General features: G+C 60.7%; 19 protein-coding genes. 11 read left to right on the top strand and 8 right to left on the bottom strand.

Annotated elements, in window-relative coordinates; translation table 11 throughout:
• Positions 1-85: 85 nt before the first annotated feature.
• From BLL42_RS11980 to BLL42_RS12025, 10 genes are read left to right on the top strand one after another with little or no spacing between them, the layout of a single operon-like run.
• Positions 86-670, top strand: a complete 585-nt coding sequence (locus tag BLL42_RS11980) for an outer membrane lipoprotein carrier protein LolA (RefSeq protein WP_071555746.1) — start codon at positions 86-88, stop codon at positions 668-670.
• Complete coding sequence (locus tag BLL42_RS11985; protein WP_071552286.1) at positions 654-2,993, top strand: MMPL family transporter; 2,340 nt, start codon at positions 654-656, stop codon at positions 2,991-2,993. The genes BLL42_RS11980 and BLL42_RS11985 overlap by 17 nt, the downstream gene beginning before the upstream one ends.
• On the top strand, positions 2,990-4,150 hold the full coding sequence (locus BLL42_RS11990; RefSeq protein ID WP_071552287.1) for a cation:proton antiporter: 1,161 nt from the start codon (positions 2,990-2,992) through the stop codon (positions 4,148-4,150). The genes BLL42_RS11985 and BLL42_RS11990 overlap by 4 nt, the downstream gene beginning before the upstream one ends.
• Complete coding sequence (locus BLL42_RS11995; RefSeq protein ID WP_071552288.1) at positions 4,137-5,384, top strand: NAD(P)/FAD-dependent oxidoreductase; 1,248 nt, start codon at positions 4,137-4,139, stop codon at positions 5,382-5,384. Before BLL42_RS11990 ends, BLL42_RS11995 begins: the two co-directional genes overlap by 14 nt.
• Positions 5,381-6,121, top strand: a complete 741-nt coding sequence (locus tag BLL42_RS12000) for a class I SAM-dependent methyltransferase (protein ID WP_071552289.1) — start codon at positions 5,381-5,383, stop codon at positions 6,119-6,121. The genes BLL42_RS11995 and BLL42_RS12000 overlap by 4 nt, the downstream gene beginning before the upstream one ends.
• Positions 6,121-6,606 (top strand): hypothetical protein, encoded by a 486-nt coding sequence (locus BLL42_RS12005; protein ID WP_071555747.1) that lies wholly within the window; start codon positions 6,121-6,123, stop codon positions 6,604-6,606. Before BLL42_RS12000 ends, BLL42_RS12005 begins: the two co-directional genes overlap by 1 nt.
• A complete protein-coding gene (locus BLL42_RS12010; protein WP_071552290.1) occupies positions 6,603-7,799 on the top strand; it encodes a beta-ketoacyl-[acyl-carrier-protein] synthase family protein in 1,197 nt (398 codons plus the stop codon). The genes BLL42_RS12005 and BLL42_RS12010 overlap by 4 nt, the downstream gene beginning before the upstream one ends.
• Positions 7,796-8,275, top strand: a complete 480-nt coding sequence (locus BLL42_RS12015) for a hotdog family protein (protein WP_071552291.1) — start codon at positions 7,796-7,798, stop codon at positions 8,273-8,275. The genes BLL42_RS12010 and BLL42_RS12015 overlap by 4 nt, the downstream gene beginning before the upstream one ends.
• A complete protein-coding gene (gene fabG, locus BLL42_RS12020) occupies positions 8,272-9,000 on the top strand; it encodes a 3-oxoacyl-ACP reductase FabG (RefSeq protein WP_071552292.1) in 729 nt (242 codons plus the stop codon). The genes BLL42_RS12015 and fabG overlap by 4 nt, the downstream gene beginning before the upstream one ends.
• Positions 9,000-10,226 carry a beta-ketoacyl-ACP synthase gene (locus BLL42_RS12025; protein ID WP_071552293.1) on the top strand — a complete coding sequence of 409 codons (1,227 nt, stop codon included), beginning with the start codon at positions 9,000-9,002 and terminating at the stop codon, positions 10,224-10,226. The genes fabG and BLL42_RS12025 overlap by 1 nt, the downstream gene beginning before the upstream one ends.
• Positions 10,227-10,360: 134 nt before the next feature.
• On the opposite strand, the gene BLL42_RS12030 is transcribed toward BLL42_RS12025, so the two are convergent.
• The gene (locus BLL42_RS12030) at positions 10,361-11,257 is read right to left on the bottom strand and encodes a LysR family transcriptional regulator (RefSeq protein WP_071552294.1); all 897 of its coding nucleotides are present in this window, start codon (positions 11,255-11,257) and stop codon (positions 10,361-10,363) included.
• A gap of 152 nt (positions 11,258-11,409) precedes the next feature.
• On the opposite strand from BLL42_RS12030, the gene BLL42_RS12035 reads away from it, so the two are divergent.
• A complete protein-coding gene (locus BLL42_RS12035; protein ID WP_408004027.1) occupies positions 11,410-12,651 on the top strand; it encodes an MFS transporter in 1,242 nt (413 codons plus the stop codon).
• 67 nt (positions 12,652-12,718) lie between these two features.
• On the opposite strand, the gene hemE is transcribed toward BLL42_RS12035, so the two are convergent.
• The 7 genes from hemE to BLL42_RS12075 all read right to left on the bottom strand — a co-directional run bounded on the left by hemE (position 12,719) and on the right by BLL42_RS12075 (position 25,702).
• The gene (gene hemE / locus BLL42_RS12040; RefSeq protein ID WP_071552296.1) at positions 12,719-13,786 is read right to left on the bottom strand and encodes a uroporphyrinogen decarboxylase; all 1,068 of its coding nucleotides are present in this window, start codon (positions 13,784-13,786) and stop codon (positions 12,719-12,721) included.
• Between the two features lie 216 nt (positions 13,787-14,002).
• A complete protein-coding gene (locus BLL42_RS12045) occupies positions 14,003-15,421 on the bottom strand; it encodes a glutamate synthase small subunit GltD family protein (protein WP_054595236.1) in 1,419 nt (472 codons plus the stop codon).
• Between the two features lie 33 nt (positions 15,422-15,454).
• Positions 15,455-19,900 (bottom strand): glutamate synthase large subunit, encoded by a 4,446-nt coding sequence (gltB, locus tag BLL42_RS12050; protein ID WP_071552297.1) that lies wholly within the window; start codon positions 19,898-19,900, stop codon positions 15,455-15,457.
• 348 nt (positions 19,901-20,248) lie between these two features.
• Positions 20,249-21,844 carry an AAA family ATPase gene (locus BLL42_RS12060; protein WP_071552298.1) on the bottom strand — a complete coding sequence of 532 codons (1,596 nt, stop codon included), beginning with the start codon at positions 21,842-21,844 and terminating at the stop codon, positions 20,249-20,251.
• Positions 21,845-21,854: 10 nt separating this feature from the next.
• On the bottom strand, positions 21,855-22,955 hold the full coding sequence (aroB, locus tag BLL42_RS12065) for a 3-dehydroquinate synthase (protein ID WP_071552299.1): 1,101 nt from the start codon (positions 22,953-22,955) through the stop codon (positions 21,855-21,857).
• 148 nt (positions 22,956-23,103) lie between these two features.
• Entirely contained in the window at positions 23,104-23,622 is a 519-nt protein-coding gene (gene aroK / locus BLL42_RS12070; RefSeq protein ID WP_071552300.1) for a shikimate kinase AroK, read from the bottom strand.
• 4 nt (positions 23,623-23,626) lie between these two features.
• Complete coding sequence (locus BLL42_RS12075) at positions 23,627-25,702, bottom strand: type IV pilus secretin PilQ (RefSeq protein ID WP_071552301.1); 2,076 nt, start codon at positions 25,700-25,702, stop codon at positions 23,627-23,629.
• Between the last annotated feature and the right edge of the window lie 2 nt (positions 25,703-25,704).

Consider the following 25,704-nt stretch of genomic DNA (forward strand, 5'->3'; position numbering starts at 1 on the left):
TGAAACCGCGATCTTGCAGGAAAACCGAGTAGCCCGGATTACGACCGCTTCGCGGCCGAACGCAGGCTTCGCCAGCTGCTACGCGATGGTCGCAAGCCTCGTGTTGCTTGGCTTTTCATCGCTGGCAAACGCTTTCGACCTGCAACAACTGAGCGATCAACTGGCCAAGCCGAGCGTGATCCACGGCAACTTCATTCAGGAAAAACACCTGCGTGCCCTGCCACAACCGCTGACCAGCAAGGGCACGTTCGTGCTGGCCAGGGATCACGGTTTGCTGTGGTTGCTCAAGACTCCGCTGCAACAGGATTACCGGATCAGCGCCAAAGGTATTGCCCGGCGTGATGGCAGCGCGTGGCAAATGCTGCCGGGCAAAAGCGCCGGTGCCGAGCAGAACCGTATCTTCCTCGCGGTACTGCAAGGTGACAGCAGCGGACTGCAACGGGATTTCGAGCTGTCGCTGAGCGGCGAAGCGCAGCACTGGACGCTCACGCTGACCCCGCGTTCGATGCTGCTCAAGCAAGTGTTCAACCAGATCAACATCGACGGCGGCGAACTGGTGCAGCGCATCGAGTTGCTGGAAACCCAGGGCGACAGCACCGTTTTGCGCATGCAGGACACCACCAGCGCCAACCCACTGAGCGATGCGGAGCAACATGACTTTGCCGAGTGAACGGAGGCTCCCACGGCTATTTCTGACCCTGCTGCTGGCAGTGCTCGCACTTGCCGGCTGGCAATGGCACGACGGCGCACCGCTGTCGGCCAACCTGATGGATCTGGTACCGGGCACCGCGCCAGATGCGCTGGAGCTCAAGGCCGAACAGCGCATGCAAGAACCGCTGAACCGCGAAATGCTGGTGCTGGTCGGCCACACCGATCGCCAGCAAGCCATCGCCATGACACAGAAACTCGGCGAACAGTGGCTGGCCAGCGGCGTGTTCGAAAAGGTCCAATGGAACCTGCAAGCCGACCTGCCGGCGCTGCGCACACAGCTGCTGCAGGGTCGGCTGGCGATGCTCTCGGCGACGGATCGGCAACAACTGATCGAACAACCGCAAGCCTTTATCCAGCAGCGCGTGCAAGCGCTGTTCGACCCCTTTACCGGTTTCAGCCTGGTGCCGAGCCAGGATGACTGGCTGGGCCTGACCGGACGCATTCAAAACAGCCAGCCGCAGCACGGTTCAGTGCAACTGGACATTGGCAGCGGCGCATTGGTCGCCGACGCCGACGGCAAAAGCTGGGTATTGCTGCGAGCCCGCACCAGCGGTAACGCGTTCGACATGCGCCTGCCACTGAGAGTCGCCGAACTGCTCAAGCACAGTCGTGAAGAAGCGGCGCAGGCCGATGTGCAACTACTCGCCGCCAGCGGCCTGCTGTACGCCGCCAACGGTCAACAGCAGGCGACCCGCGAAATCACCTGGGTCGGCGGTGGTGCAACCGTCGGTATCCTGTTGCTGCTGTTGTTGGCGTTCCGCAGGCTTCGGGTGTTACTGGCCTTCATCCCCGTTTTGGTCGGCATGCTGTTTGGCTCGGTGGCCTGCGTTGCGCTGTTTGGCCATATGCACGTGATGACCCTGGTACTGGGGTCGAGCCTGATCGGCGTCGCCGTCGATTACCCGCTGCATTACCTGTCCAAGAGCTGGAGCCTGAAACCCTGGCACAGCTGGCCTGCGCTGCGTCTGACCTTGCCGGGACTGACCCTGAGCCTGGCCACCAGTTGCATCGGCTATCTGGCACTGGCCTGGACGCCGTTCCCGGCGCTGACCCAGATTGCCGTGTTCTCCGCCGCCGGCTTGCTCGGCGCGTACCTGTCGGCGGTTTGCTGGTTGCCGGCGCTGCTCAAGGGCACGGATCTGCGACCAGCACAGTGGCCGCTGCAGGTGGCCGAGTTTTTAGTGAGCATGCGTGTAGCGCTGCTCAAACGCGTGCGCAGTTCGGTCCTGCTGGTGTTGGTCCTGGCCTTTTGTGCCGGAGGCCTGTGGCACCTGACCACGAAAAACGACATCCGTCAGTGGGTCAGTGCGCCGCCGCAGTTGATGGATGAAGCGCAGACCATTGCACGGATCACCGGCTATCAACCCACCAGCCAGTTTTTCCTGGTACGTGCGGCCAATCAGCAGCAACTGTTCGAACGTCAGAAAGCCCTCAGCGAACGGCTCGAACAGTTGGTCAATCTGGACAAGCTCAAAGGCTACCTGGCGCTGAGCCAACTGGTCAGCCTGCCTTCCGAGCAGCAACAGGTTCGCGAAGCCCTGAACAAACTCCCGGCATTCTGGCAACCGTTGCTCAACCTCGGTATCCCGGTCACCGCACTGCAAACCGAACTGGCGCAGTTGCAGGCATTGCCGGTCGAAGACGTTGACGCAGCGCTGGTCGGCCCCTTGGCCGAACCGTGGCGCCCGCTGTGGCTGGGCGCCTCGGATGACGGCGTGGCGGCCATGGTCAGCCTGCAAGGCTTGAATGATGCCGCGTTACTGCGGGTGCAAGCGCTGGACTTGCCGGGTGTGCAGTTGGTGGATCGTCTGGACGACCTGAACAAAGTCTTCGCCGCTACCCAGATCAGCGCCGCTGAACTGAAACTGATGTCCTGCGTATTGATCGTGTTGCTGCTGATTCTGCCCTTCGGTTTTGGCGGCGCCCTGCGGCTCGTCGCGCTGCCATTACTGGCGGCATTGTGCAGCCTGGCCAGCCTCGGTTGGCTGGGGCAGCCGCTGACACTGTTCAGCGTGTTCGGGTTGCTGCTGGTGACAGCGATCAGTGTCGATTACGCGATCCTCATGCGCGAGCAGATCGGCGGTGCTGCCGTGAGCCTGCTGGGCACGCTGCTGGCAGCAGCGACTACATGGCTGTCGTTTGGTCTGCTGGCGATTTCCAGCACCCCGGCGGTGAGCAACTTCGGCCTTTCGGTGAGCCTTGGGCTGGCCTTCAGCTTCATCCTCGCACCGTGGGCCAAACCTTCGGCGCACACCGCGCCCGTTGCGGAGCCGGCAGCATGATGATCGTGCTGTTCTGGCTGCTGGCCGTGGTGCTGTTCGCCGTGGCGACTCGCATCGGGCGTCATTTTGGGTTGATCCCGATTGTCAGCCAGTTGCTGCTGGCGACCTTTGGCCTGCCGCTGTTGATGTATGTCTGGATTGAACCGTACTGGCAGTTGAGCGGCGCCGAGCTGGTCTCGCCGAGCTGGCTGAAAAACCTCTACAGCCTGAGTTTTGCACTGCTGCTGGGGCATATCCTCAGCGACGTGATCGACCTGAAGCTGGATCGCCAGAGCCTGAAAATCGCCCTGCCGAGTTTCGGCATTCCGTTCGTCTGCGGTCTGGCGACAGCCATTTGGCTGCTGCCGGATCAGCCATGGTTGAGCTCGCTGGCGGTCGGCCTGTTGTTCGCGATCACGGCGATTCCGGTGTTGTATCTGTACTTGCGGCACATCAACTATCCACCCGCCGCTACTCGCCGACTGGTGCAGACCGCGATCCTCATCGACCTGACCTGCTGGAGCCTGTTCGCCTTCGCCCAAGGCAGCCTGCACCTGAGCAGCCTGTTGCTGCCGCTGGCCGGCGCCTGCCTGCCGTTGCTGCTGCGCGTGCTCGGGCTGCGTCAACCGCTGCTGCACAGCCTGGGCTTCTTCGCGCTGCTGGTGGTGGCGGAACACTTCAAACTCAATGCGCTGATTTTCGGCATCGGTTATCTGTTGTGCATGGCCGCCCTCAAGCTGCCGCTGGTGCTACCGTTACAGGCCGCCTGGATGAGCCACTTGCAGAACGGCATCGCGATACCGCTGATCCTGACCTTCGGCATAGTGCAGATCAACGTGCACAGCGTCATGGACAGCCTTAGCTGGGCGCAACTCGGTGCGCTGCTGGTGTTTCCCATCGCCAGCAAACTGTTGGGTAACTGGCTCGGCCTCGGTTGGGCCGGCGCATCGTTTATCGGCGCCAGCCGCTGGCGCGAAAGTCTGCTGTTGAACATTCGTGGCTTGAGCGAGATCGTCTTTCTCAACCTGCTACTGCAACAACAGCTGATCAGCCCGGCGCTGTACTTCGCGCTGATGTTGATGGGTTTGATCGCAACGCTGCTGCCGGCACTCGCCGGTGTGCACCGAATTCCCTCACAGGTCGCCGCCCCGGCAAGGAGCTCCAGTGCCAACAGTTGATACGGAACGTCGCCAGGTCATCGTTATCGGTGCCGGCCCATCGGGCGCCATCGCCGCCGCGCTGCTCAAGCGTAACGGCCATGACGTGTTGATCATTGAACGTCAGCACTTCCCACGGTTTTCCATCGGTGAAAGCCTGCTCTCGCACTGCCTGGATTTCGTCGAAGAAGCCGGCATGCTTGAAGCGGTACAAGCCGCCGGTTTTCAGCTGAAGAACGGCGCGGCGTTCGCCTGGGGCGAGCGCTACAGCACGTTCGATTTCGGTGACACCTTCAGCCACGGCAAACCGACCACTTTCCAGGTCCAGCGCGCTGATTTCGACAAACTGCTGGCCGATCAGGCGGCGCTGCAAGGAGTGGAAATCCGTTACGGCGAGACGATCATCAGTGCCAACTTCGAGCTGGCGAAGCCCCAGCTCAGTGCTCGCCGTGAAGACGGCAGCGAATACTCTATCGAAGCCGACTTTGTGCTCGATGCCAGCGGCTACGGCCGCGTGTTGCCGCGCCTGCTCGACCTTGAAGCACCGTCGAATTTCCCGATGCGCCAAGCGGTGTTCACCCACGTCGAAGACCACATTGACAGCCCGCACTTCGACCGTGAAAAGATCCTCATCACCACTCACCCGACCCAGCGCGATATCTGGTTCTGGACCATCCCCTTCAGCAATGGTCGCTGCTCGGTGGGCGTGGTCGCCGCGGCCGAACACTTCGAAGGCCGCGGCGACGATCTCGACGCGTGCCTGCGCGGCTTCATCGCCGAAACGCCGAGCTTGGCCAAGGTGCTGAAAAGCGCCCATTGGGACACGCCCGCGCGAACCATCGGCGGCTACTCGGCCAACGTCAAAACCTTGCACGGTCCAGGCTTCGCCTTGCTCGGCAATGCGGCAGAATTCCTCGATCCGGTATTTTCCTCCGGTGTGACCATCGCCATGCGTTCGGCGAGTATGGCCGCCGGCGTTCTGCATCGCCAACTGCAAGGCGAAAGTGTGGACTGGCAGCGCGAGTTTGCCGAGCCTCTGAAGCGTGGCGTCGACACGTTCCGCTGCTACGTTGAAGGCTGGTACACCGGGACCTTTCAGGATGTGATCTACCATCAGGGTGGCACACCGGAGATCCGTCGGATGATCAGCGCGATCCTCGCCGGTTACGCTTGGGACGAACGCAATCCGTTCGTCAGCGAACCCAAGCGCCGGTTGCGCATGCTGTCGGAGATTTGTGCGAGTGATGCAACGTGAGTGGCACCGGACAACAGTACCTCAGCGATAGCTACGTCGAGGAAACCCGCTTCGGTTTCTGGTTCCTGCGCAGCTACACCTGGCAGCACCACGTGCTGCGGGTGGCAATCAATGACCTGCGCCACGTGTTCAGCGAAGCGCTGCCGAGCCATCCAGTGCTGCTGGATGCCGGTTGCGGTCAGGGCAAGTCGTTCCAGTACTTGCATCGAGTGTTTGCCCCGCAACGGCTGATCGGTCTGGACGCTGACCCGCACAGCCTCATGCTCAGCGGCGAAGAGGCGCAGCGCCAGAACATCGATGTCGAGCTGATCGCCAGCGACTGCGCGACCCTCACGGTGCCGGACGCCAGCGTCGACCTGCTGTTCTGCCACCAGACCTTCCACCACCTGGTGGAACAGGAGAAAGCCCTCGCCGAGTTCTATCGGGTGCTCAAGCCGGGCGGCTATTTGCTGTTTGCCGAGTCCACCGAAGCCTACATCGACACCTGGGTGATTCGCTGGTTGTTTCGCCACCCGATGCACGTGCAAAAGAGCGCCGACGGTTATTTGCAGATGATTCGTCAGCAGGGGTTTGAATTCGGCCCGCAAAACGTGTCTTACCCTTATCTGTGGTGGAGTCGCGCGAAGGATTTCGGTCTGCTCGAACGCTTTGGACTGCGCCGCCCAAAACCGGTTGGCCAACGGGAAGAAACCCTGGTCAACGTGGTTGCCCGTAAACCGCTCGAAGGTCAGTGCTGATGATTCGCCTCCTGCTCGTGTGCTGTGCCCTGCTGCTGAGCGCTTGCGCCAGCCAGCCGCCGCTGCCCGAGCGCAACCCGACGCTGGCCTTGCCATTGCAATTGCATGTCGAACGGCAACGGGCCGATCAGCGTCAGGACTGGCTGCTGGTGATCCAGCGCGAAGGAGCCGGCATTCGCTGGTCGTTGATTGACCCTCTGGGTATTCCTGTGGCTCGCCAGCGTCTGGTCGACAACCAGTGGCAGGCCGACGGCTTGCTACCGCCCAATCCCGAAGCACGCCAGTTGTTTGCGGCGTTGCTGTTCGCCCTGACACCGGAGGCCGAGTTGCTCGATAATTATCCTGCGGCCCGGCATCACGCCGCCTTACGCTCACTGACGCCGCATTGGCAGGTGCTGTATCGAACCCCGTCGGACTTCGTTCTGACACTGCCCGAACAGTTGTACTATCACGTTACCCCGCTGACCGCCGAGATTGCACCATGACGGCCTACCTGAACACCCTCGGGTTGATCTGCAGCCTGGGCCGCAACAAACACGAAGTGGCCCGCAAGCTGTTTGCCGGCGATTGCTCGGGAATGCGCGTCGAGGCCGGCTGGGTGCCTGAGCGTTCGCTACCGGTCGCGGCGGTACACGGTGAGTTGGCCGTGATCCCGGCGGCACTGAACCAGCACAACACCCGCAACAATCAGTTGCTGCTGGAAGCCGCGCTGCAAATCCGCGAAGACATCGAACACGCCATTCAAACCTATGGCCGTGGACGCATCGGCATCGTCCTGGGCACCAGCACTTCGGGCATCGACGAAGCCAGTCGCGGGATTGCCCAGTACATTCGCAACGGTCAGTTCCCACCGGGCTACGACTACCAACAACAGGAACTCGGTGCCCCGGCGAATTTCCTCGCTGACTGGCTGCAACTGAGCGGTCCGGCCTACGTGATTTCCACGGCCTGCACCTCCAGCGCCCGTGCATTGTTGAGTGCTCAGCGATTACTCGACCTCGGCGTGTGTGATGTCGTCCTGTGCGGCGGCGTCGACAGTTTGTGCAAACTGACCCTCAACGGTTTTTCGGCGCTGGATGCGGTTTCCGAACAGCGCTGCAATCCGTTTTCGATCAATCGCAACGGCATCAACATCGGTGAAGCGGCGGTACTTTTCTTGATGAGCAAACACCTCGGCAGCAGCCAACCGATTGCGCTCCTGGGCAGTGGCGCCAGCTCCGATGCACACCATATTTCCGCCCCGGAGCCCAGCGGGCGCGGCGCCCTGCAAGCGATGAACAAGGCCCTGCACAACGCCGGTTTAGCGCCTGAGCGAATCAACTACCTGAACCTGCACGGCACCGCCACCCAACACAACGACGCCATGGAAAGCCTGGCGGTCAACACACTGTTCCCGGCAGGCGTGCCCTGCTCGTCGACCAAACCCATGACCGGCCACACCCTCGGCGCGGCCGGGGCACTGGAAGCGGCGTTCTGCTGGTTGAGCCTGAGCCGCGAAAATACCCGACACGCGCTGCCACCCCAAGTCTGGGACGGCCAGCCCGACCCGCAGCTGCCAGCGCTGAGTTTTGTGACCACCGCTGATCGCCTGGAACAGAGCGCTACACGTTGCCTGATGAGTAACTCTTTTGCCTTTGGTGGCAACAACGTCAGCCTGATTATCGGAGACGCCCAATGATTGATTGGCCTCTCGCCGAACTGCTGCCCCATGCGGGTGACATGATCCTTATCGATCATGTGCTGTCGTTCGACGAAGAACAGATTCACACCCGCCTCACCGTCAAACCCGGTGGCCTGTTCAACCAGCCCGACGGCAGTTTGCCGGCCTGGGTCGGCATCGAGCTGATGGCACAAAGTGTGGCAGCGTACGCCGGCTGTCGCGCACGTGAGCGAGGCAATGCAGTTGAGCTTGGATTCCTGCTCGGCACGCGTAAATTTGAATGTAATGTGGAACACTTTCCGGTCGGCAGCGAACTGACGATCCACGCCCTGCGTTCGCTCGAAGACGACAACGGCATGGGCGTCTTCGAGTGCCATCTGACAGGTCCCGGCATCCATGCCATGGCCCGTCTGAATGTGTTCTGCCCACCTCAGGCGGCTCACTATCTACACGAATCCCACTCTTCTTCTAGCACTACTGGAGCCCAGTCTTGACTGAATCCGTACTGGTCACCGGTTCCAGCCGCGGTATCGGCCGCGCCATCGCACTACGCCTGGCCCAGGCCGGCTTTGATCTGGTGCTGCATTGCCGTAGCGGTCGCAGCGACGCCGAAGCCGTTCAGGCCGAAATCGAAGCATTGGGACGCCGCGCGCGCATCCTGCAATTCGACGTATCGGATCGCGCCAGCTGCAAGGCGATCCTTGAAGCTGACGTGGAAACCCTCGGCGCCTATTACGGCGTGGTGCTCAACGCCGGCCTGACGCGCGACGGTGCCTTCCCGGCCCTGAGCGAGGACGACTGGGATGTGGTGATGCGCACCAACCTCGACGGTTTTTATAACGTATTGCACCCGGTCATGATGCCAATGATTCGTCGTCGCGCCGCCGGACGGATCGTTTGCATCACCTCGGTGTCCGGGTTGATCGGCAACCGTGGGCAGGTCAACTACAGCGCCTCCAAGGCCGGGCTGATTGGCGCCGCCAAGGCCCTGGCGATCGAACTCGGCAAACGCAAGATCACCGTCAACTGCGTCGCTCCGGGTCTGATCGACACCGCGATGCTCGACGAAAACGTACCCGTGGAAGAACTGCTGAAAATGATCCCCGCACAACGCATGGGCACCCCTGAAGAGGTGGCCAGTGCAGTGAACTTCCTGATGTCCGCAGAGGCAGGCTATATCACTCGGCAGGTTCTGGCCGTCAACGGAGGCCTGTGCTGATGAAGCGCGTCGTCGTCACCGGCATGGCCGGCATCACCTCGTTGGGCAGCGACTGGAAGACCATCTGCGCTAACTTCAAGGCCAATCGCAGTGGCATCCGCCGCATGGATGAGTGGGATCGCTTCACCGAGCTGAACACACGCCTGGCAGGTCCCATCGACGACTTCAGCGTCCCGAGCCACTGGACCCGCAAGCAGTTGCGCAGCATGGGCCGGGTTTCCCGGCTGGCGGTCGGCGCGGCAGAACGGGCGCTGGCCGATGCCGGACTGCTCGGTGACGAGTCGATCAAAGACGGCCGCATGGGCGTGTCTTGCGGCTCATCCACCGGCAGCACCGACGAGATCAAAGCCTTTGGCAAGATGCTGCTCAATTCTGTGGCTGAAGGCCTGAACGCCAACTCCTACGTGCGAATGATGCCGCACACCACTGCCGCCAACATCAGCATTTTCTTTGGCCTCACCGGGCGGCTGATCCCGACCTCCAGCGCCTGCACCAGTGGCAGCCAGGGCATCGGTTATGCCTACGAGGCGATCAAGTTCGGCCGCCTGCCGCTGATGCTCGCCGGCGGTGCCGAAGAACTGTGCCCGACCGAAGCCATGGTGTTCGACGCGCTCTACGCCACCAGCCTGAAAAACGACGCGCCGCAAACCAGCCCACGGCCTTATGACAGTGCGCGCGATGGCCTGGTGATTGGTGAAGGCGGCGGCATGCTGGTGCTCGAAGAACTCGAACACGCGCTGGCCCGTGGTGCACACATTCACGCCGAAATCGTTGGTTTCGGCAGTAACGCCGACGGCCAGCACGCCACCCGCCCGGAGCAAACCACCATGCGTCGGGCCATGGAACTGGCGCTGGAAGATGCAGGTCTGGAGCCTTCGGCTATTGGCTACGTGAACGGTCACGGCACCGCCACCGAACAAGGCGACATCGCGGAAACCCTGGCCACCAGCAGCCTGTTCGGCAGCCACATGCCGATCAGCTCGCAGAAGAGCTTTCTCGGTCATACCCTGGGCGCCTGCGGTGCACTGGAGTCCTGGTTCAGCATAGAAATGATGAACAGCGACCAGTACGCGCACACCTTCAACCTCGACAACGTCGACCCGCACTGCGGCGAACTGGATTACCTGCGCGGCGAGTTCCGCCGGATGAGCAACCAGTACGTGATGAACAACAATTTTGCTTTTGGTGGGGTTAATACTTCGCTGATTTTCCGCCGCTGGTCGTAAGCGCCACATCAAGATCAAAAGATCGCAGCCTGCGGCAGCTCCTACAAAGATCGGCGTAGGAGCTGCCGCAGGCTGCGATCTTTGGGGCCGCCAACGCTTGACTAACATGTCGGCTTGTCATCGCGCCGTATCTGCTAAGTCGCCTCAACCTTACGCGTCAGCAACTCGACAAACGCCTTGGCCATCGGCGATTTCTGATCCTTGCGCTGCACCAGCCACACGGCTGACATCGCCAGCGGGTCGAGCAAAGGGCGATAGACCACGCCGTCGATGCGCATCCGCTGATAGGACGCTGGCAACACCGAGACCCCGAGCCCTGCCGCCACCAGGCCGATGATGGTCATGGCCTCGCCAGCCTCTTGGGCGAAGTGCGGGCTGAACCCCGCGTCGCGCGCCAGACTCAGCAGTTGCGCGTATAGACCGCTGCCGTAGCTGCGCGGAAAGAACACGAAGGGCTCGTGGGCCAGCGCTGACAGAAACAACCCGTCCTCGCTGCCCACCACCAGCGGATCCTTGGAGCTGAGCACCGCCACCAACGGCTCACGCGTCAACTCAACCACCTCAAGCGAATCCGGCAGCGGTAATGGCCGCATGATTCCGACCTGAATCGACTCATCCACCAGTGCCTCGGCGACCTGGGTGCTGCTCATCTCCCGCAGGTTCAAATGCACGGCAGGGAAGCGCTGACGAAACGAGAAGATCGCCTGCGGGATGGTCGAGTTGAACGGCGCCGATGAAGTGAAGCCGATCTTCAACTCCCCCAGCTCGCCGAGTTGGGCGCGACGGGCGACGTCGGCGGCTTTGTCGACCTGGGCCAGCACCAGCCGAGCCTCTTCGAGGAACAGCCGACCGGCTTCACTGAGCTCGACCCGACGATTGGTACGTTCGAACAAGCGTGCCCCGACTTCCTGTTCCAGCACCTGAATCTGTTGGCTCAGCGGCGGTTGGGAGATGCCCAGCACCTGTGCGGCGCGGCCGAAGTGCAGTTCTTCGGCGACGGCGATGAAGTAACGCAGATGGCGCAATTCCATGAAAACTCCATTAGGTCGTTAAACCTATCAAACAGGTCGAACAATATATTGGATAGAAACATTAGCCAGCTATATGATTTTTCCATTGCCTGCCTGGCCGTGCTCTCCCGAGGTCCCCCGTGAAAACTGCTGTCGCCCCGCTCGCCCATGAATTGCCGCCTACCGCGCTGGACGATGTGGTCGCTCAACTGAATGACGTGTACATCGAAAAAGGCACGCCAATGTTCATGCGCACGGTGCTGGCGCTGTTCTCGGGCGGTTTCGCGACTTTCGCCCTGCTCTACTGCGTGCAGCCGATGATGCCGTTGTTCTCCCGTGAGTTTTCGATCAACGCGGCGCAGAGCAGCCTGATCCTGTCGGTGGCCACCGGGATGCTCGCCATTGGCTTGCTGATCACCGGCCCGATCTCCGACCGCATCGGCCGCAAACCGGTGATGGTTGCGGCGCTGTTCGCGGCAGCGTTGTGCACGATTGCGAGTGCGATGATGCCGAGCTGGCAGGGGGTGCTGGTGACGCGTGCGCTGGTCGGGCTGTCTCTCAGCGGGCTGGCGGCGGTGGCCATGACTTACTTGAGCGAAGAGATTCATCCGCAGCACATTGGCCTGGCGATGGGGCTGTACATCGGTGGCAACGCGATTGGCGGGATGTGCGGTCGGCTGATCGTCGGCGTATTGATCGATTTCATTAACTGGCATACGGCGATGCTGGTGATCGGTGGTCTGGCGCTGATTGCCGCAACGGTGTTCTGGAAAATCCTCCCCGAGTCGCGCAACTTCCGCTCCCGCTCGATGCATCCGCGCAGCTTGCTCGACGGTTTCACCATGCACTTTCGCGACGCCGGCCTGCCGTGGTTGTTCCTCGAAGCGTTCGTGCTGATGGGCGCATTCGTCACGCTGTTCAACTACATCGGCTATCGCCTGCTGGCCGAGCCCTACCACATGGATCAGGCCTTCGTAGGCTTGCTCTCGGTGGTCTACCTGTCGGGTATCTACAGTTCGGCAAAAATCGGCGCATTGGCCGACAAACTCGGCCGCCGCAAAGTCCTCTGGGCGACCATCGTGCTGATGCTTGCAGGCCTGGCGCTGACCCTGCTCACGCCGTTTCCGCTGGTGATTATCGGTATGCTGATCTTCACCTTTGGCTTCTTCGGCGCGCACTCGGTGGCCAGCAGCTGGATCGGCCGCCGCGCGACCAAGGCCAAGGGCCAGGCCTCGTCGCTTTATCTGTTCAGCTACTACGCCGGATCGAGTATCGCCGGCACGGCGGGCGGGGTGTTCTGGCACCTGGGCGGCTGGAACGGGATCGGCCTGTTCATCGGCGGATTGCTGGTGATTGCGCTGCTGGTGGCATTGAAACTGGCGAAGTTACCGCCGTTGGAGAATGTGGAAGCTTAGAAGCAAAAGATCTTCCTGATGCAAAAACGCCCGGCATAAGCCGGGCGTTTTTGTTTAAGCGCGAACGTTATTCGTGATACTGCGCCGACAACTCATGCACCGCGCGCAGGAAGGCGCCGGCGTGTTCCGGGTCGACTTCCGGGGTGATGCCATGGCCGAGGTTGAACACGTGGCCGCTGCCTTTGCCGTAGCTGGCGAGGATCCGGCCGACTTCGGCACGAATGGCTTCTGGCTTGGCGTAGAGCACGGTAGGGTCCATGTTGCCTTGCAGGGCGACTTTGTTGCCGACACGTTGGCGGGCTTCGCCAATGTCACAGGTCCAGTCCAGACCCAGGGCATCTGCACCGGCATCGGCGATGCTTTCCAGCCACAGCCCGCCGTTTTTGGTGAACAGGATGACCGGCACTTTGCGGCCCTCGTGTTCGCGGATCAGACCGCTGACGATTTTGCGCATGTAGGCCAGGGAGAACTCCTGGTACGCCGCAGCCGAGAGGTTACCGCCCCACGTATCGAAGATCTGCACCGCTTGCGCGCCGGCCATGATCTGGCCATTGAGGTATGAGGTGACCGACTGCGCGAGCTTATCCAGCAGCAGGTGCATGGCTTGCGGGTTGTCGTAGAGCATGGCCTTGGTCTTGCGGAAGTCTTTCGACGAGCCGCCTTCAACCATGTAGGTGGCCAGGGTCCATGGGCTGCCGGAGAAGCCGATCAGCGGCACGCGGCCGTTCAGCTCGCGGCGAATGGTGCTGACCGCGTCCATGACGTAGCCGAGGTCTTTGTGTGGGTCAGGAATCGGCAGGGCTTCGATGTCCGCCATCGTGCTGATGACTTTTTTGAAGCGCGGACCTTCGCCGGTTTCGAAGTACAGGCCTTGGCCCATGGCATCGGGAATGGTCAGGATGTCGGAGAAGAGGATCGCCGCATCCAGCTGTGGATAACGGTCGAGCGGCTGCATTGTGACTTCGCACGCGAACTCCGGGTTCATGCACAGGCTCATGAAATCGCCGGCCTTGGCACGGCTGGCGCGGTACTCAGGCAGGTAGCGACCGGCCTGACGCATCATCCACACGGGCGTGACGTCTACGGGTTGCTTGAGCAGGGCGCGAAGGAAACGGTCGTTCTTCAGGGCAGTCATGTCGGCATCCGGAAAAAAAGTGCGGGCATTTTCTCAGAGCGCGACGCAAAAGGCACGGCAAGAGCCGCGCCTTTTGTCTATCGGGTCAATTTGTCGCGTCCTGAGCCCCCGTAGGAGCTGCTGCAGGCTGCGATCGTTTGATCTTATCGCCCGTCCGTATTGCGTGTTGGACGCTGGAAAGATCGCAGCCTTCGGCAGCTCCTACAGGTAGAGGTATCAGACGCCCAGGTAATCCAGGATCCCTTCGGCAGCGTTTCTGCCTTCGAAGATCGCGGTTACCACCAGGTCAGAACCACGCACCATGTCGCCACCGGCGAAGATCTTCGGGTTGCTGGTCTGGTGCTTGTACTGACCTTGCTCCGGAGCCACAACACGGCCCTGGCTGTCGGTCTGGATGCTGAACTGCTCAAACCACGACGCCGGGCTTGGACGGAAACCGAACGCGATGACCACGGCGTCGGCCGGGATGATCTCTTCGGAGCCCGGGATCGGCTCGGGGCTGCGGCGGCCACGGGCGTCCGGCTCGCCGAGACGGGTCTCGACCACCTTCACACCTTCGACCTTGTCCTCACCGACGATTGCGATTGGCTGACGGTTGTAGAGGAATTTCACGCCTTCTTCCTTGGCGTTCTTCACCTCTTTGCGCGAGCCAGGCATATTCGCTTCGTCACGACGATAGGCACAGGTCACCGACTTGGCGCCCTGACGGATCGAGGTGCGGTTGCAGTCCATCGCCGTGTCGCCGCCACCCAACACCACGACCTTCTTGCCTTTCATGTCGACGAAATCTTCCGGCGACTTTTCAAAGCCCAGATTGCGGTTGACGTTGGCAATCAGGAAATCCAGCGCGTCGTAGACGCCCGGTAGATCCTCACCGGCAAAACCGCCCTTCATATAGGTGTAGGTGCCCATGCCCATGAACACGGCATCGTATTCTTCGAGCAGTTGCTCGATGGACACGTCCTTGCCGATTTCGGTGTTCAGGCGGAACTCGATGCCCATGCCGGTGAAGACTTCGCGGCGATTGCTCAACACAGTCTTTTCCAGCTTGAACTCGGGGATGCCGAAGGTTAGCAGACCGCCGATTTCCGGGTTCTTGTCGAACACCACCGGGGTCACGCCGCCGCGTACCAGCACGTCGGCACAACCCAGGCCAGCAGGGCCTGCGCCGATCACCGCAACACGCTTACCGGTCGGTTTGACCTTGGACATGTCCGGGCGCCAGCCCATGGCGAACGCGGTGTCGGTGATGTACTTCTCGACCGAACCGATAGTCACTGCGCCGAAGCCGTCGTTAAGGGTGCATGCACCCTCGCACAGACGGTCCTGTGGGCACACGCGGCCGCAGACTTCCGGCAGGGTGTTGGTCTGGTGCGACAGTTCGGCGGCGGCGAGGATGTTGCCTTCGGCCACCAGCTTCAGCCAATTGGGAATGAAGTTGTGCACCGGGCACTTCCATTCGCAATACGGGTTACCGCAACCCAGGCAGCGGTGAGCCTGGTCGGCCGACTGCTGGGGTTTGAAGGGTTCGTAGATTTCCACGAACTCTTTCTTGCGTTGACGCAACAGTTTCTTCTTCGGATCCTTGCGCCCGACCTCGATGAACTGGAAGTCATTATTCAGACGTTCAGCCATTGTTAAAACCTCATCAAACTCTTCAGGCGCATATCACTGCGGGTTGGCACGGGTGCTGGAAAGCAACGATTTCAAGCTGGCAGCCTTTGGCTTGACCAACCAGAACCGACGCAAGTAGTCATCGAGGTTTTCAGCGAGGTTACGACCCCACTCGCTGTCGGTTTCCTCGACGTATTCGTTCAGCACGCGTTGCAAGTGGCTGCGATAGGCTTCCATCGCCTCACCGCTGATCCGCTGGATTTCCACCAGTTCGTGGTTGACCCGGTCAACGAAGCTGTTGTCCTGGTCGAGCACGTAGGCGAAACCGCCGGTCATGCCTGAGCCAAAGTTGTAACCGGTCTTGCCCAGTACGCAGACGAAACCACCGGTCATGTACTCGCAGCAGTGATCGCCAGTGCCTTCAACCACGGTGTGAGCACCGGAGTTGCGCACCGCGAAACGCTCGCCCGCGGTACCGGCGGCGAACAGCTTGCCGCCAGTGGCGCCGTACAGGCAGGTGTTGCCGATAATGGCACTGTCCTGAGTCTTGTAGACGCTGCCTTTTGGCGGAACGATGACCAGTTTGCCGCCGGTCATGCCTTTGCCGACATAGTCGTTGGCATCGCCTTCGAGGTACATGTTCAGGCCGCCAGCGTTCCACACACCAAAGCTCTGACCGGCCGTCCCTTTGAAGCGGAAGGTGATCGGCGCATTGGCCATGCCCTGGTTGCCGTGCTTGCGAGCGATCTCGCCGGAAATCCGCGCGCCGATGGAGCGGTCGCAGTTGCAGATATCCAGAGCGAAGTCGGCGCCGCTCAGGTCGTTGATCGCCGAAGTAGCCATCTCGACCATCTTCTCGGCCAGCAGGCCTTTATCAAACGGCGGATTGCGGTCGACCTGGCAGAACTGTGGCTTGTCCGCCGGGATGTGATCGCTGCCCAGCAGCGGAGTCAGGTCCAGGTGGTTTTGCTTGGCGGTCTGGCCTTCGAGGACTTCCAGCAGATCGGTACGACCGATCAGCTCTTCGAGGGAACGCACGCCCAGCTTGGCCAGCCACTCACGGGTTTCTTCGGCGACGTAGGTGAAGAAGTTCACCACCATGTCGACCGTACCGATGTAGTGGTCCTTGCGCAGTTTTTCGTTCTGAGTCGCCACACCGGTGGCGCAGTTATTCAGGTGGCAGATACGCAGGTATTTGCAGCCCAGGGCGATCATTGGCGCGGTGCCGAAGCCGAAGCTTTCAGCGCCGAGGATGGCGGCCTTGATCACGTCGAGGCCGGTTTTCAGACCGCCGTCAGTCTGCACCCGAACCTTGCCGCGCAAGTCGTTGCCGCGCAGGGTCTGGTGGGTTTCAGCCAGGCCGAGTTCCCACGGTGCACCCGCGTACTTGATCGATGTCAGCGGCGACGCGCCGGTGCCGCCGTCGTAACCGGAAATGGTGATCAGGTCGGCATAGGCCTTGGCCACGCCCGCGGCGATGGTGCCGACGCCGGCTTCCGCAACCAGCTTCACCGAGACCAGCGCCTTCGGGTTGACTTGTTTCAGATCGAAAATCAGCTGCGACAAGTCTTCAATCGAATAGATGTCGTGGTGCGGCGGCGGCGAGATCAGCGTCACGCCCGGCACGGCGTAACGCAGCTTGGCGATCAGACCGTTGACCTTGCCGCCTGGCAGCTGACCGCCTTCGCCGGGCTTGGCGCCCTGCGCGACCTTGATCTGCAGCACTTCAGCGTTGACCAGGTATTCCGGGGTCACCCCGAAACGGCCGGTGGCCACTTGCTTGATTTTCGAGCTCTTGATGGTGCCGTAACGCGCCGGGTCTTCGCCGCCTTCGCCGGAGTTGGAACGCGCACCGAGGCGGTTCATGGCTTCGGCCAGGGCTTCGTGAGCTTCCGGCGACAGTGCACCCAGCGAGATGCCGGCAGAGTCGAAGCGCTTGAGCACCGACTCCAGTGGCTCGATCTCACTGATATCCAGCGGCGTCTCAAGGGTTTTGACCTTGAGCAGGTCGCGGATCATCGACACCGGACGGTTGTCCACCAGCGCCGTGTATTCCTTGAACTTGCTGTAGTCGCCCTGCTGCACAGCGGCTTGCAACGTGTTGACCACGTCCGGGTTGTACGCGTGATATTCGCCACCGTGGACGAACTTCAGCAAACCGCCCTGCTGGATTGGCTTGCGCGGGCTCCAGGCCTCGGCAGCCAATGCCTTCTGCTCCGCTTCGATGTCGACGAAACGCGCACCCTTGATACGGCTCGGCACGCCACGGAAGCTCAGATCGCAAACTTCCTGAGACAGGCCGATGGCTTCGAACAGCTGCGCGCCACGGTACGAAGTGACGGTCGAGATGCCCATCTTCGAGAGGATCTTGAGCAGGCCTTTGGTGATGCCTTTGCGGTAGTTCTTGAACACCTCATAGAGGTCGCCCAGTACTTCACCGGTGCGGATCAGGTCGCCCAGCACTTCGTAAGCCAGGAACGGATAAACCGCAGAGGCACCGAAGCCGATCAGCACCGCGAAGTGATGCGGATCGCGCGCGGTAGCGGTCTCGACCAAGATGTTGCTGTCGCAGCGCAGGCCTTTTTCGGTCAGACGGTGGTGCACCGCGCCCGTGGCAAGGGAAGCGTGAACCGGCAGTTTGCCCGGAGCAATATGACGGTCGCTCAGTACGATCTGGGTACGCCCGGAACGCACGGCTTCTTCAGCCTGATCGGCGATATTGCGCACTGCGGCTTCAAGGCCCAGCGCCTCGTCGTAGTTGAGGTCGATGACCTGGCGTTCGAAGCCCGGGCGATCGAGGTTCATCAGCGAGCGCCACTTGGCCGGGGAAATGACCGGCGAGCTGAGGATCACGCGCGAGGCGTGTTCCGGCGACTCCTGGAAGATGTTGCGCTCGGCGCCGAGGCAGACTTCCAGCGACATGACGATGGCTTCACGCAGCGGGTCGATCGGCGGGTTGGTGACCTGCGCGAACTGCTGACGGAAATAGTCGTACGGCGTGCGCACACGCTGAGACAGCACGGCCATCGGCGTATCGTCGCCCATGGAGCCGACCGCTTCGTAGCCCTGCTCGCCCAATGGACGCAGCACCTGGTCACGCTCTTCAAAAGTGACCTGGTACATCTTCATGTACTGCTTGAGCTGATCGACATCGTAGAACGCTGAACCGTGGTCGTTGTCTTCCATGGTCGCCTGGATGCGCAGGGCATTCTTGCGCAGCCATTGCTTGTACGGATGACGGGACTTCAAGCGGTTGTCGATGGCATCGGTGTCGAGGATCTGACCGGTTTCGGTGTCCACGGCAAAGATCTGGCCAGGCCCGACACGGCCCTTGGCGATCACGTCTTCTGGCTGGTAGTTCCAGACACCGATTTCCGAGGCCAGGGTGATGAAGCCATTCTTGGTGGTGACCCAACGCGCTGGGCGCAGGCCGTTACGGTCGAGCAGGCACACCGCGTAACGACCATCGGTCATTACCACGCCGGCCGGGCCGTCCCACGGCTCCATGTGCATCGAGTTGTATTCGTAGAACGCACGCAGATCCGGGTCCATGGTTTCGACGTTCTGCCACGCAGGCGGAATGATCATCCGCACGCCACGGAACAGGTCGATGCCGCCGGTGACCATCAGTTCCAGCATGTTGTCCATGCTCGAGGAGTCGGAACCCACGCGGTTGACCAGCGGACCGAGTTCTTCCAGATCCATCAGATCGTTGGTGAACTTGGTGCGACGAGCCACCGCCCAGTTGCGGTTACCGGTGATGGTGTTGATTTCGCCGTTGTGCGCGAGGAAGCGGAACGGTTGAGCCAACGGCCATTTCGGCAGGGTGTTGGTGGAGAAGCGCTGGTGGAACACACAGATCGCGGTTTGCAGGCGCTGGTCGCTGAGGTCTGGATAGAAGGCGGTCAGGTCCGCCGGCATCATCAGGCCTTTGTAAATGATGGTCTTGTGGGAAAAGCTGCAGACATAGTGGTCGAGGTCGGCGGCGTTGGCCACGGACGAACGACGACGGGACGTGAACAGCTTGACGGCCATGTCCTGATCGCTCAGGCCAGCACCGCCGATGAACACTTGCTCGATCTGCGGCAGGCGCTCGAGCGCCAGACGGCCGAGGACGCTGGTGTCGATCGGCACTTTGCGCCAACCAACCAGTTGCAGGCCGGCCGCCAGGATCTCGCGATTCATGCTCTCGCGAGCCGCTTCGGCTTTTACCGGATCCTGGTTGAAGAACACCATGCCCACGGCGTATTGCTTGGGCAGTTCAACACCGAACGTTTCCTGGGCGATGGCGCGCAGGAACACGTCGGGTTTTTGCATCAGCAGACCGCAACCGTCACCGGTTTTGCCGTCAGCGTTGATCCCACCGCGGTGGGTCATGCAGGTCAGGGCCTCAATGGCCGTTTGCAACAGGGTATGACTGGGTTCGCCCTGCATATGGGCTATCAGGCCGAAACCGCAGTTATCCTTAAACTCATCTGGTTGGTACAGACCTGCTTTCATAGACACTTTCTCACCAGGCTGCCTCTTATCGAGACAAATTTCTTTTCAATTCAGCCAGTTACCTTCCACGCCGAACGTACGCCAGCTTTGCGGGGGCAAAAGGGAGGTCATTGTACATACCGACACAAAGGCTCACAAATTTGACGACGAAATGTCGCAAATCTATGTCGCATTCGTGAAAGGTTTAAAGCGATATGCTGTGCTAGTCAAAACATTTTTAATGTTGACCGCAACGACTCAAAGACTACTGTGACGCAGACACCACAAGGCACGCGGCCTGGAGGCAGCATGCGCTTGCAGAAATTTTGAGGTGCCGGGAGAGGCGGCCTGGGTAAGGCCGCCGAATCTTCAGCGAGTTGTAGCCAGTTCCTGTTGGACGCTGGCGACAGAGCGAGGCCAAGGTTTACCAGCCTGAACCTTCGCTGGCAAGGCCTTGATGGCGGTAACGGCTGCATCGCGGTTGGCGAAGCTACCGTAAGTGATGACGTAAAGTGGCTTGCCGTTGAGGACTTTCTTGAAATAGCGGTACTCGCCACCCTGTTCCTTGACGAAGTTTTGCGCCGAGGCTTCAGAGCTGGTGCCGAGGATTTGCACCACGTAGTTGCCTGGCGCCTGACCTGCGTACCAGGTACCACCGGTCGTGGCTTTGGCGACGTTCGCCGGCTTCTCGACGGGTTTCTCGACAGGCTTGGCGACTGGGGCTTGTTTGACCACTGGAGCCGGTTTGGCCGCAGGTGCCGGGGCAGGCTTGGCGGTAGCGACCTGAGTCGGTGCAGGCGCAGGCGTTGGCTTGGCCGCAGGAGCTGGCGTCGGACCGGCCGGAATACCGGCTGGAGGCGCAGTAGTGGTCACGGTAGGCGGCGTGGCGCTGGAGCCTTCGACCGGCACGCCGTCGTCACCTTCAGTGATACCGCCCGCAGCTTCCGCCAATGGGCCGCGCATAACCGGCTGCGATTGTCCGACCAACGGCAACGGCATCGGCTGAGTATTACCGGCGAACTCGACCGCCGGAGCACCGCCGTTCGGCTTCGGTGTGCCCAGTGGCAATTGCGCCTGCTCATTGGCTGGCGCACCGGTGGTTGGTGCCTTGCTGCGACCTGGCATCAACCAGGCTGCGGCCACCGCGACCACGACTACGGCGGATATCGCCAATACGTGTTTCTTCGGCATGTTGAACCCCATACTTGGACGCTTGACCGCTGAGCGGCTAGCAATCATGGCTTCGATCATCGCATCGCGGGCGACCTGATTGATGTTGCCAGGCCATCCATCGGAGCTTTCGTGAATCTCAGAGATCTGATTCGCAGAGAAAAGTTCGATTCCCTGGCCGGCGCCTTCGAGTCGCTGCGCCAGGTATTCGCGAGTTTCTTCTTCGGCATAAGGTTGCAGCTCGATAACGTGGAAGCGCTCTTCCTCGGTGCTTAGCTGCTCAAGCTCGGCGATCAGCGACGACTCACCGAACAGAAACACGTGCGGACGACCTTCCGGCGCACCCGCCGCCAACGCCAGCAGCGCTTCAAGGGCGGACTCGTCGAGTTGCTCGGCGTCATCGACCAGCAAATAGACTTCCTGGCCGGTCAGTGCGAGCTGTACCACCTGCTTGAGAATCGCGCCGACTTCAGCCTGGGCAACGTTCAACGCCTGAGCCACCTGACGCAATACACCCGCCGCATCACCGGCACCACGGGCGGAAACCACCACACTCTGCACCGACTGCTTGTTGGTACTGGCTACCAGCGCCTGACGCAACAAGGTCTTGCCACTGCCTTGTGGGCCGGTGACCACCAGCAACAACTGGCTGTAACGAGCCAGGTGATGCAGTTGCCCCAGCACGGGCTTGCGCTGGGCAGGGAAGAATTTGAAGCCAGGCACCCGTGGAGCGAAAGGGTCGTGACTCAACTGGTAGTGGCCGAGGAACGCCTCGTCGGCATGCAAACTAGTCATCGGGATCTTATTAACCTTTAAGCTGAGCCAGGGCGCGGTAATCCGCCCCCAGCGTGGCCTGTAAAACCTCTTTCGGATAATCGTCGGTCACTACGGCTTCGCCCATGCGGCGCAACAATACCAGTCGCAAACGACCGTCGATTACTTTCTTGTCAATTGCCATGTGTTCGAGAAAATCGGCTTGCGTCATCTCTTCCGGAGGGATGACCGGCAACCCGGCCCGCTGGAACAGGCGAATGCCACGATCACGCTCCTGCTCACTGATCCAGCCCAGACGCGAAGACATTTCCAGGGCCATTACAGTGCCAGCAGCCACTGCTTCACCATGTAGCCAGACACCATAGCCCATGTGGGTTTCGATGGCGTGGCCGAAGGTATGGCCCAGGTTGAGAGTGGCGCGTACACCAGACTCACGCTCGTCGGCACCGACCACAGCAGCCTTGGCCGTGCAGGAGCGTTCGATAGCGTAGGTCAGGGCCGTTTGATCCAGTGCCCGCAGGCGATCGACGTTTTCTTCGAGCCAGGTCAGGAACGGCTCGTCGCAGATCAGCCCGTACTTGATGACTTCCGCCAGACCCGCAGACAGCTCGCGGGCCGGCAAGGTATTGAGTGTGGCGGTATCGATCAACACGACGTTCGGCTGATAGAAGGCGCCGACCATGTTTTTGCCCAGCGGGTGATTGATGCCGGTCTTGCCGCCAACCGAGGAGTCGACTTGCGAGAGCAATGTCGTCGGGACCTGAATAAAATCGACACCACGCTGGTAACAGGCGGCGGCAAAACCAGCCATGTCACCAATCACACCGCCGCCCAGAGCGATCACGGTGGTGCGGCGGTCATGGCGAGCGGTGAGCAGGCTGTCAAAGATGGTTTGCAGGGTTTCCCAGTTCTTGAAGGCTTCACCGTCGGGCAGAACCACGGAAATAACCGAATACTGTGCAAGGCTGCGGGTCAGACGCTCTAGATACAGCGGCGCAACGGTCTCGTTGGAGATGATCGCGACTTGCCGCCCGGCGATATGCGGCGCCAGCAGTTCGGGCTGATCCAGCAACCCTTCGCCAATATGGATCGGGTAGCTACGCTCGCCTAAATCGACCTTAAGTGTCTGCATGTGTCCCCACAGTGAAGTTGGAATCAGGCGTCCTGCCTTACATTATCGACTGGCAACATCTGCTTGTGTGACGCTGCCCACTCGTCATGCGCCACACCTTCGAGCGGTCATGACGCGACGCCGAGGATAGCGCATTTCGTTCTGCGCATTAACGGGGAGGTAGCTGCTGCAAGCGTTCCAGGATGTCCAGGACCACCATCCGCGGCGGCCGCTCATCGGTTTCCACCACCAGGTCGGCGATTTCCCGATACAGCGGATCGCGTAATGCCAGTAGATCCCGGAGGGTTTTTGCCGGATCGGCGGTGCGCAACAGCGGACGATTGCGATCGCGCGCGGTGCGCCCGACCTGCTGTTCGACAGACGCGTGCAGATACACCACGCGCCCGCCAGCATGCAGCGCCCGACGATTGGCTTCGCGCATCACTGCCCCGCCGCCAGTCGCCAGCACCACACCATCAAGCGTGCACAACTCGGCGATCATCGCCTGCTCGCGGTCTCGAAAGCCGGGCTCGCCTTCTTTATCGAAGATCCACGGGATATTGGCGCCCGTGCGCAATTCAATTTCCTTATCGGAATCCTTGAACGGCAGGCGCAGCTCTTTGGCCAACAAGCGGCCGATGGTGCTTTTTCCAGCACCCATTGGCCCAACAAGAATCAAATTTCGCACAGAATCAATGACTCACAGCAATCGCCTGGTTATTCATGATACGCGGAGTGAGAAATACCAGCAGCTCGGATTTTTTCTCCGACACCACGTCACGCCGGAAAAGGCGGCCAAGATACGGCACATCACCGAGAAATGGCACCTTATCTACAACCTTGCTTTGAGTATTTGAGAAAACCCCGCCGATGACGATGGTTTCGCCATCGTTGACCAGTACCTTGGCGTTAACCTCATTCTTCTTGATCGGCGGTACATCCTGCACTTTGTTCAGATAGTCCGGCTCATCCTTGGTGACCTTGACCTCCATAATGATGCGGTTGTCCGGGGTGATCTGTGGTGTCACTTCCAGAGACAGCGAGGCCTCCTTGAACGCCACCGATGTCGCGCCGCTGGAGCTGGCTTCCTGATAGGGAATTTCCGTGCCTTTGAGGATCTTCGCGGTTTCCTTGTCGGAGGTGACCACTTTGGGTTGAGAGACAATTTCCCCGTTGCCAGTCTTCTCCATGGCCGTCAGCTCAAGGTCCAGCAACACGTTATCGGTGATGAAGGCGATGCCAATCCCCGACGTATTCCCCGCCGCGCCCATGTCGACGAACGGTGAGTTGGTACTGGTGCTGCCCGGCGTACCGACGGTGGTCGAAGAGCCGCTGCTGACCCCGGAAGCGTTCCAGTTACCCTTGTTACTCACCGAACCGCCCCAACGCACGCCGAGGCTTTTATCGTAGTCGACGTTGGCTTCGACAATCCGCGCCTCGATCATCACCTGACGCACCGGAATATCCAGTTGAGCGACGATTCGCCGTAGTTCATCCAGACGGTCCTGGGTCTGGTAAGCAATAATGTTGTTGGTTCGCTCGTCGACAGTGATCGAACCACGCTCGTCGACTTTCGCCTCGGCACTGGTCACCGACTGGAACAGCTTGGCGATATCCGCCGCCTTGGCGTAGTTGACCTGCAACAGCTCACGGCGCAGTGGCGCCAGCTCGGCGATCTGTTTGCGTGACTCCAGCTCCTGGCGCTCACGGGCGGCAATCTCATCTGCCGGCGCTACCAGCAAGACGTTGCCGATCTTGCGCTTGTCCAACCCTTTGGTCTTGAGCACCAGATCCAGTGCCTGATCCCACGGCACGTTTTGCAGGCGCAAGGTAATGCCGCCCTGCACCGTGTCGCTGGCCACCAGATTGAGGTTGGTGAAATCGGCGATCAGTTGCAGTACCGAGCGCACATCGATGTTCTGAAAATTCAACGACAGCTTCTCGCCGCTGTAGGCGAAGCGCTCTGCGTTACGCTTCTGCAGATCGTCGACGGTCATCGGGCGGACACTGACGGTCAGTTTGTTGTCAGTCTGGTAGGTCGAATAGTCGTATGTGCCACTGGGCTCGATACTGATGCTGGCTTTATCGGAAGACGCACTGGCGTTGACGAACTGCACCGGCGTGGCGAAATCCTTGACGTCCAGACGAACCCGCAACCGTTCAGGCAACTGGGTTTTGGCGAAGTTGAGGATGATCTTGCCGTCATGCTCCTGGATGTCCGGACTGATACCTGGGTCCGATAAATCAATAACGACATTGCCTTCACCCTGCTCACCGCGCTGAAAGTCCACGCCGCGAATGGCCTTGCTCACGGGAGCATAAGTCTTGGCTGGCGCTGGCAAGGCGCTGGCCACTCGCGGTGCAGCGGGCCGGGGTTTCCGAGCGGCGGCGGCCTGCCCAACCACCACGAACAGCGTGTTGCCCTCAACTCGTGTGCTGTAAGGCGTCAACTGCGTCAGGTTGATGATCAAACGGGCGCGGTCCTTGGTCTCGACCACCGTCGCGCTGCGAGCGTTGCCGCCTCCCAGGTCCCGCGTCTTGCTTGCCAGTTGGCTGCTCACGCCCGGCAAATCGAGGGCGATTCGGGCCGGCTGATCGGTAGTGTAGCCATGGGGCGCGGGCGGCGGCCCGTCGAAAGCCAGTTTCAACTCGACGCGATCACCAGGCAGCGCGGCGACATCCAGCGCTTTGAGATTGACTGCCTGGACCATCGGAGAAAGCAGCGCCATCCATAGCGAAAAACCGAGGGTTGAGAAGATCCTGTTCATGA

The sequence above is a fragment of the Pseudomonas frederiksbergensis genome (assembly GCF_001874645.1).
In the GTDB taxonomy this organism is placed as follows: Bacteria; Pseudomonadota; Gammaproteobacteria; order Pseudomonadales; family Pseudomonadaceae; genus Aquipseudomonas; species Aquipseudomonas frederiksbergensis_B.

Bases quoted from the DNA above. Each gene is read 5' to 3' on its own strand.
- BLL42_RS12015 (WP_071552291.1), top strand. From the start codon at position 7,796: ATGATTGATTGGCCTCTCGCCGAACTGCTGCCCCATGCGGGTGACATG.
- BLL42_RS12010 (WP_071552290.1), top strand. From the start codon at position 6,603: ATGACGGCCTACCTGAACACCCTCGGGTTGATCTGCAGCCTGGGCCGC.
- BLL42_RS12060 (WP_071552298.1), bottom strand. From the start codon at position 21,844: ATGACTAGTTTGCATGCCGACGAGGCGTTCCTCGGCCACTACCAGTTG.
- aroB (WP_071552299.1), bottom strand. From the start codon at position 22,955: ATGCAGACACTTAAGGTCGATTTAGGCGAGCGTAGCTACCCGATCCAT.
- BLL42_RS11980 (WP_071555746.1), top strand. From the start codon at position 86: ATGGTCGCAAGCCTCGTGTTGCTTGGCTTTTCATCGCTGGCAAACGCT.
- BLL42_RS11990 (WP_071552287.1), top strand. From the start codon at position 2,990: ATGATGATCGTGCTGTTCTGGCTGCTGGCCGTGGTGCTGTTCGCCGTG.
- BLL42_RS12075 (WP_071552301.1), bottom strand. From the start codon at position 25,702: ATGAACAGGATCTTCTCAACCCTCGGTTTTTCGCTATGGATGGCGCTG.
- BLL42_RS12025 (WP_071552293.1), top strand. From the start codon at position 9,000: ATGAAGCGCGTCGTCGTCACCGGCATGGCCGGCATCACCTCGTTGGGC.
- BLL42_RS12045 (WP_054595236.1), bottom strand. From the start codon at position 15,421: ATGGCTGAACGTCTGAATAATGACTTCCAGTTCATCGAGGTCGGGCGC.
- BLL42_RS11985 (WP_071552286.1), top strand. From the start codon at position 654: ATGACTTTGCCGAGTGAACGGAGGCTCCCACGGCTATTTCTGACCCTG.
- hemE (WP_071552296.1), bottom strand. From the start codon at position 13,786: ATGACTGCCCTGAAGAACGACCGTTTCCTTCGCGCCCTGCTCAAGCAA.
- BLL42_RS12030 (WP_071552294.1), bottom strand. From the start codon at position 11,257: ATGGAATTGCGCCATCTGCGTTACTTCATCGCCGTCGCCGAAGAACTG.
- gltB (WP_071552297.1), bottom strand. From the start codon at position 19,900: ATGAAAGCAGGTCTGTACCAACCAGATGAGTTTAAGGATAACTGCGGT.
- BLL42_RS12005 (WP_071555747.1), top strand. From the start codon at position 6,121: ATGATTCGCCTCCTGCTCGTGTGCTGTGCCCTGCTGCTGAGCGCTTGC.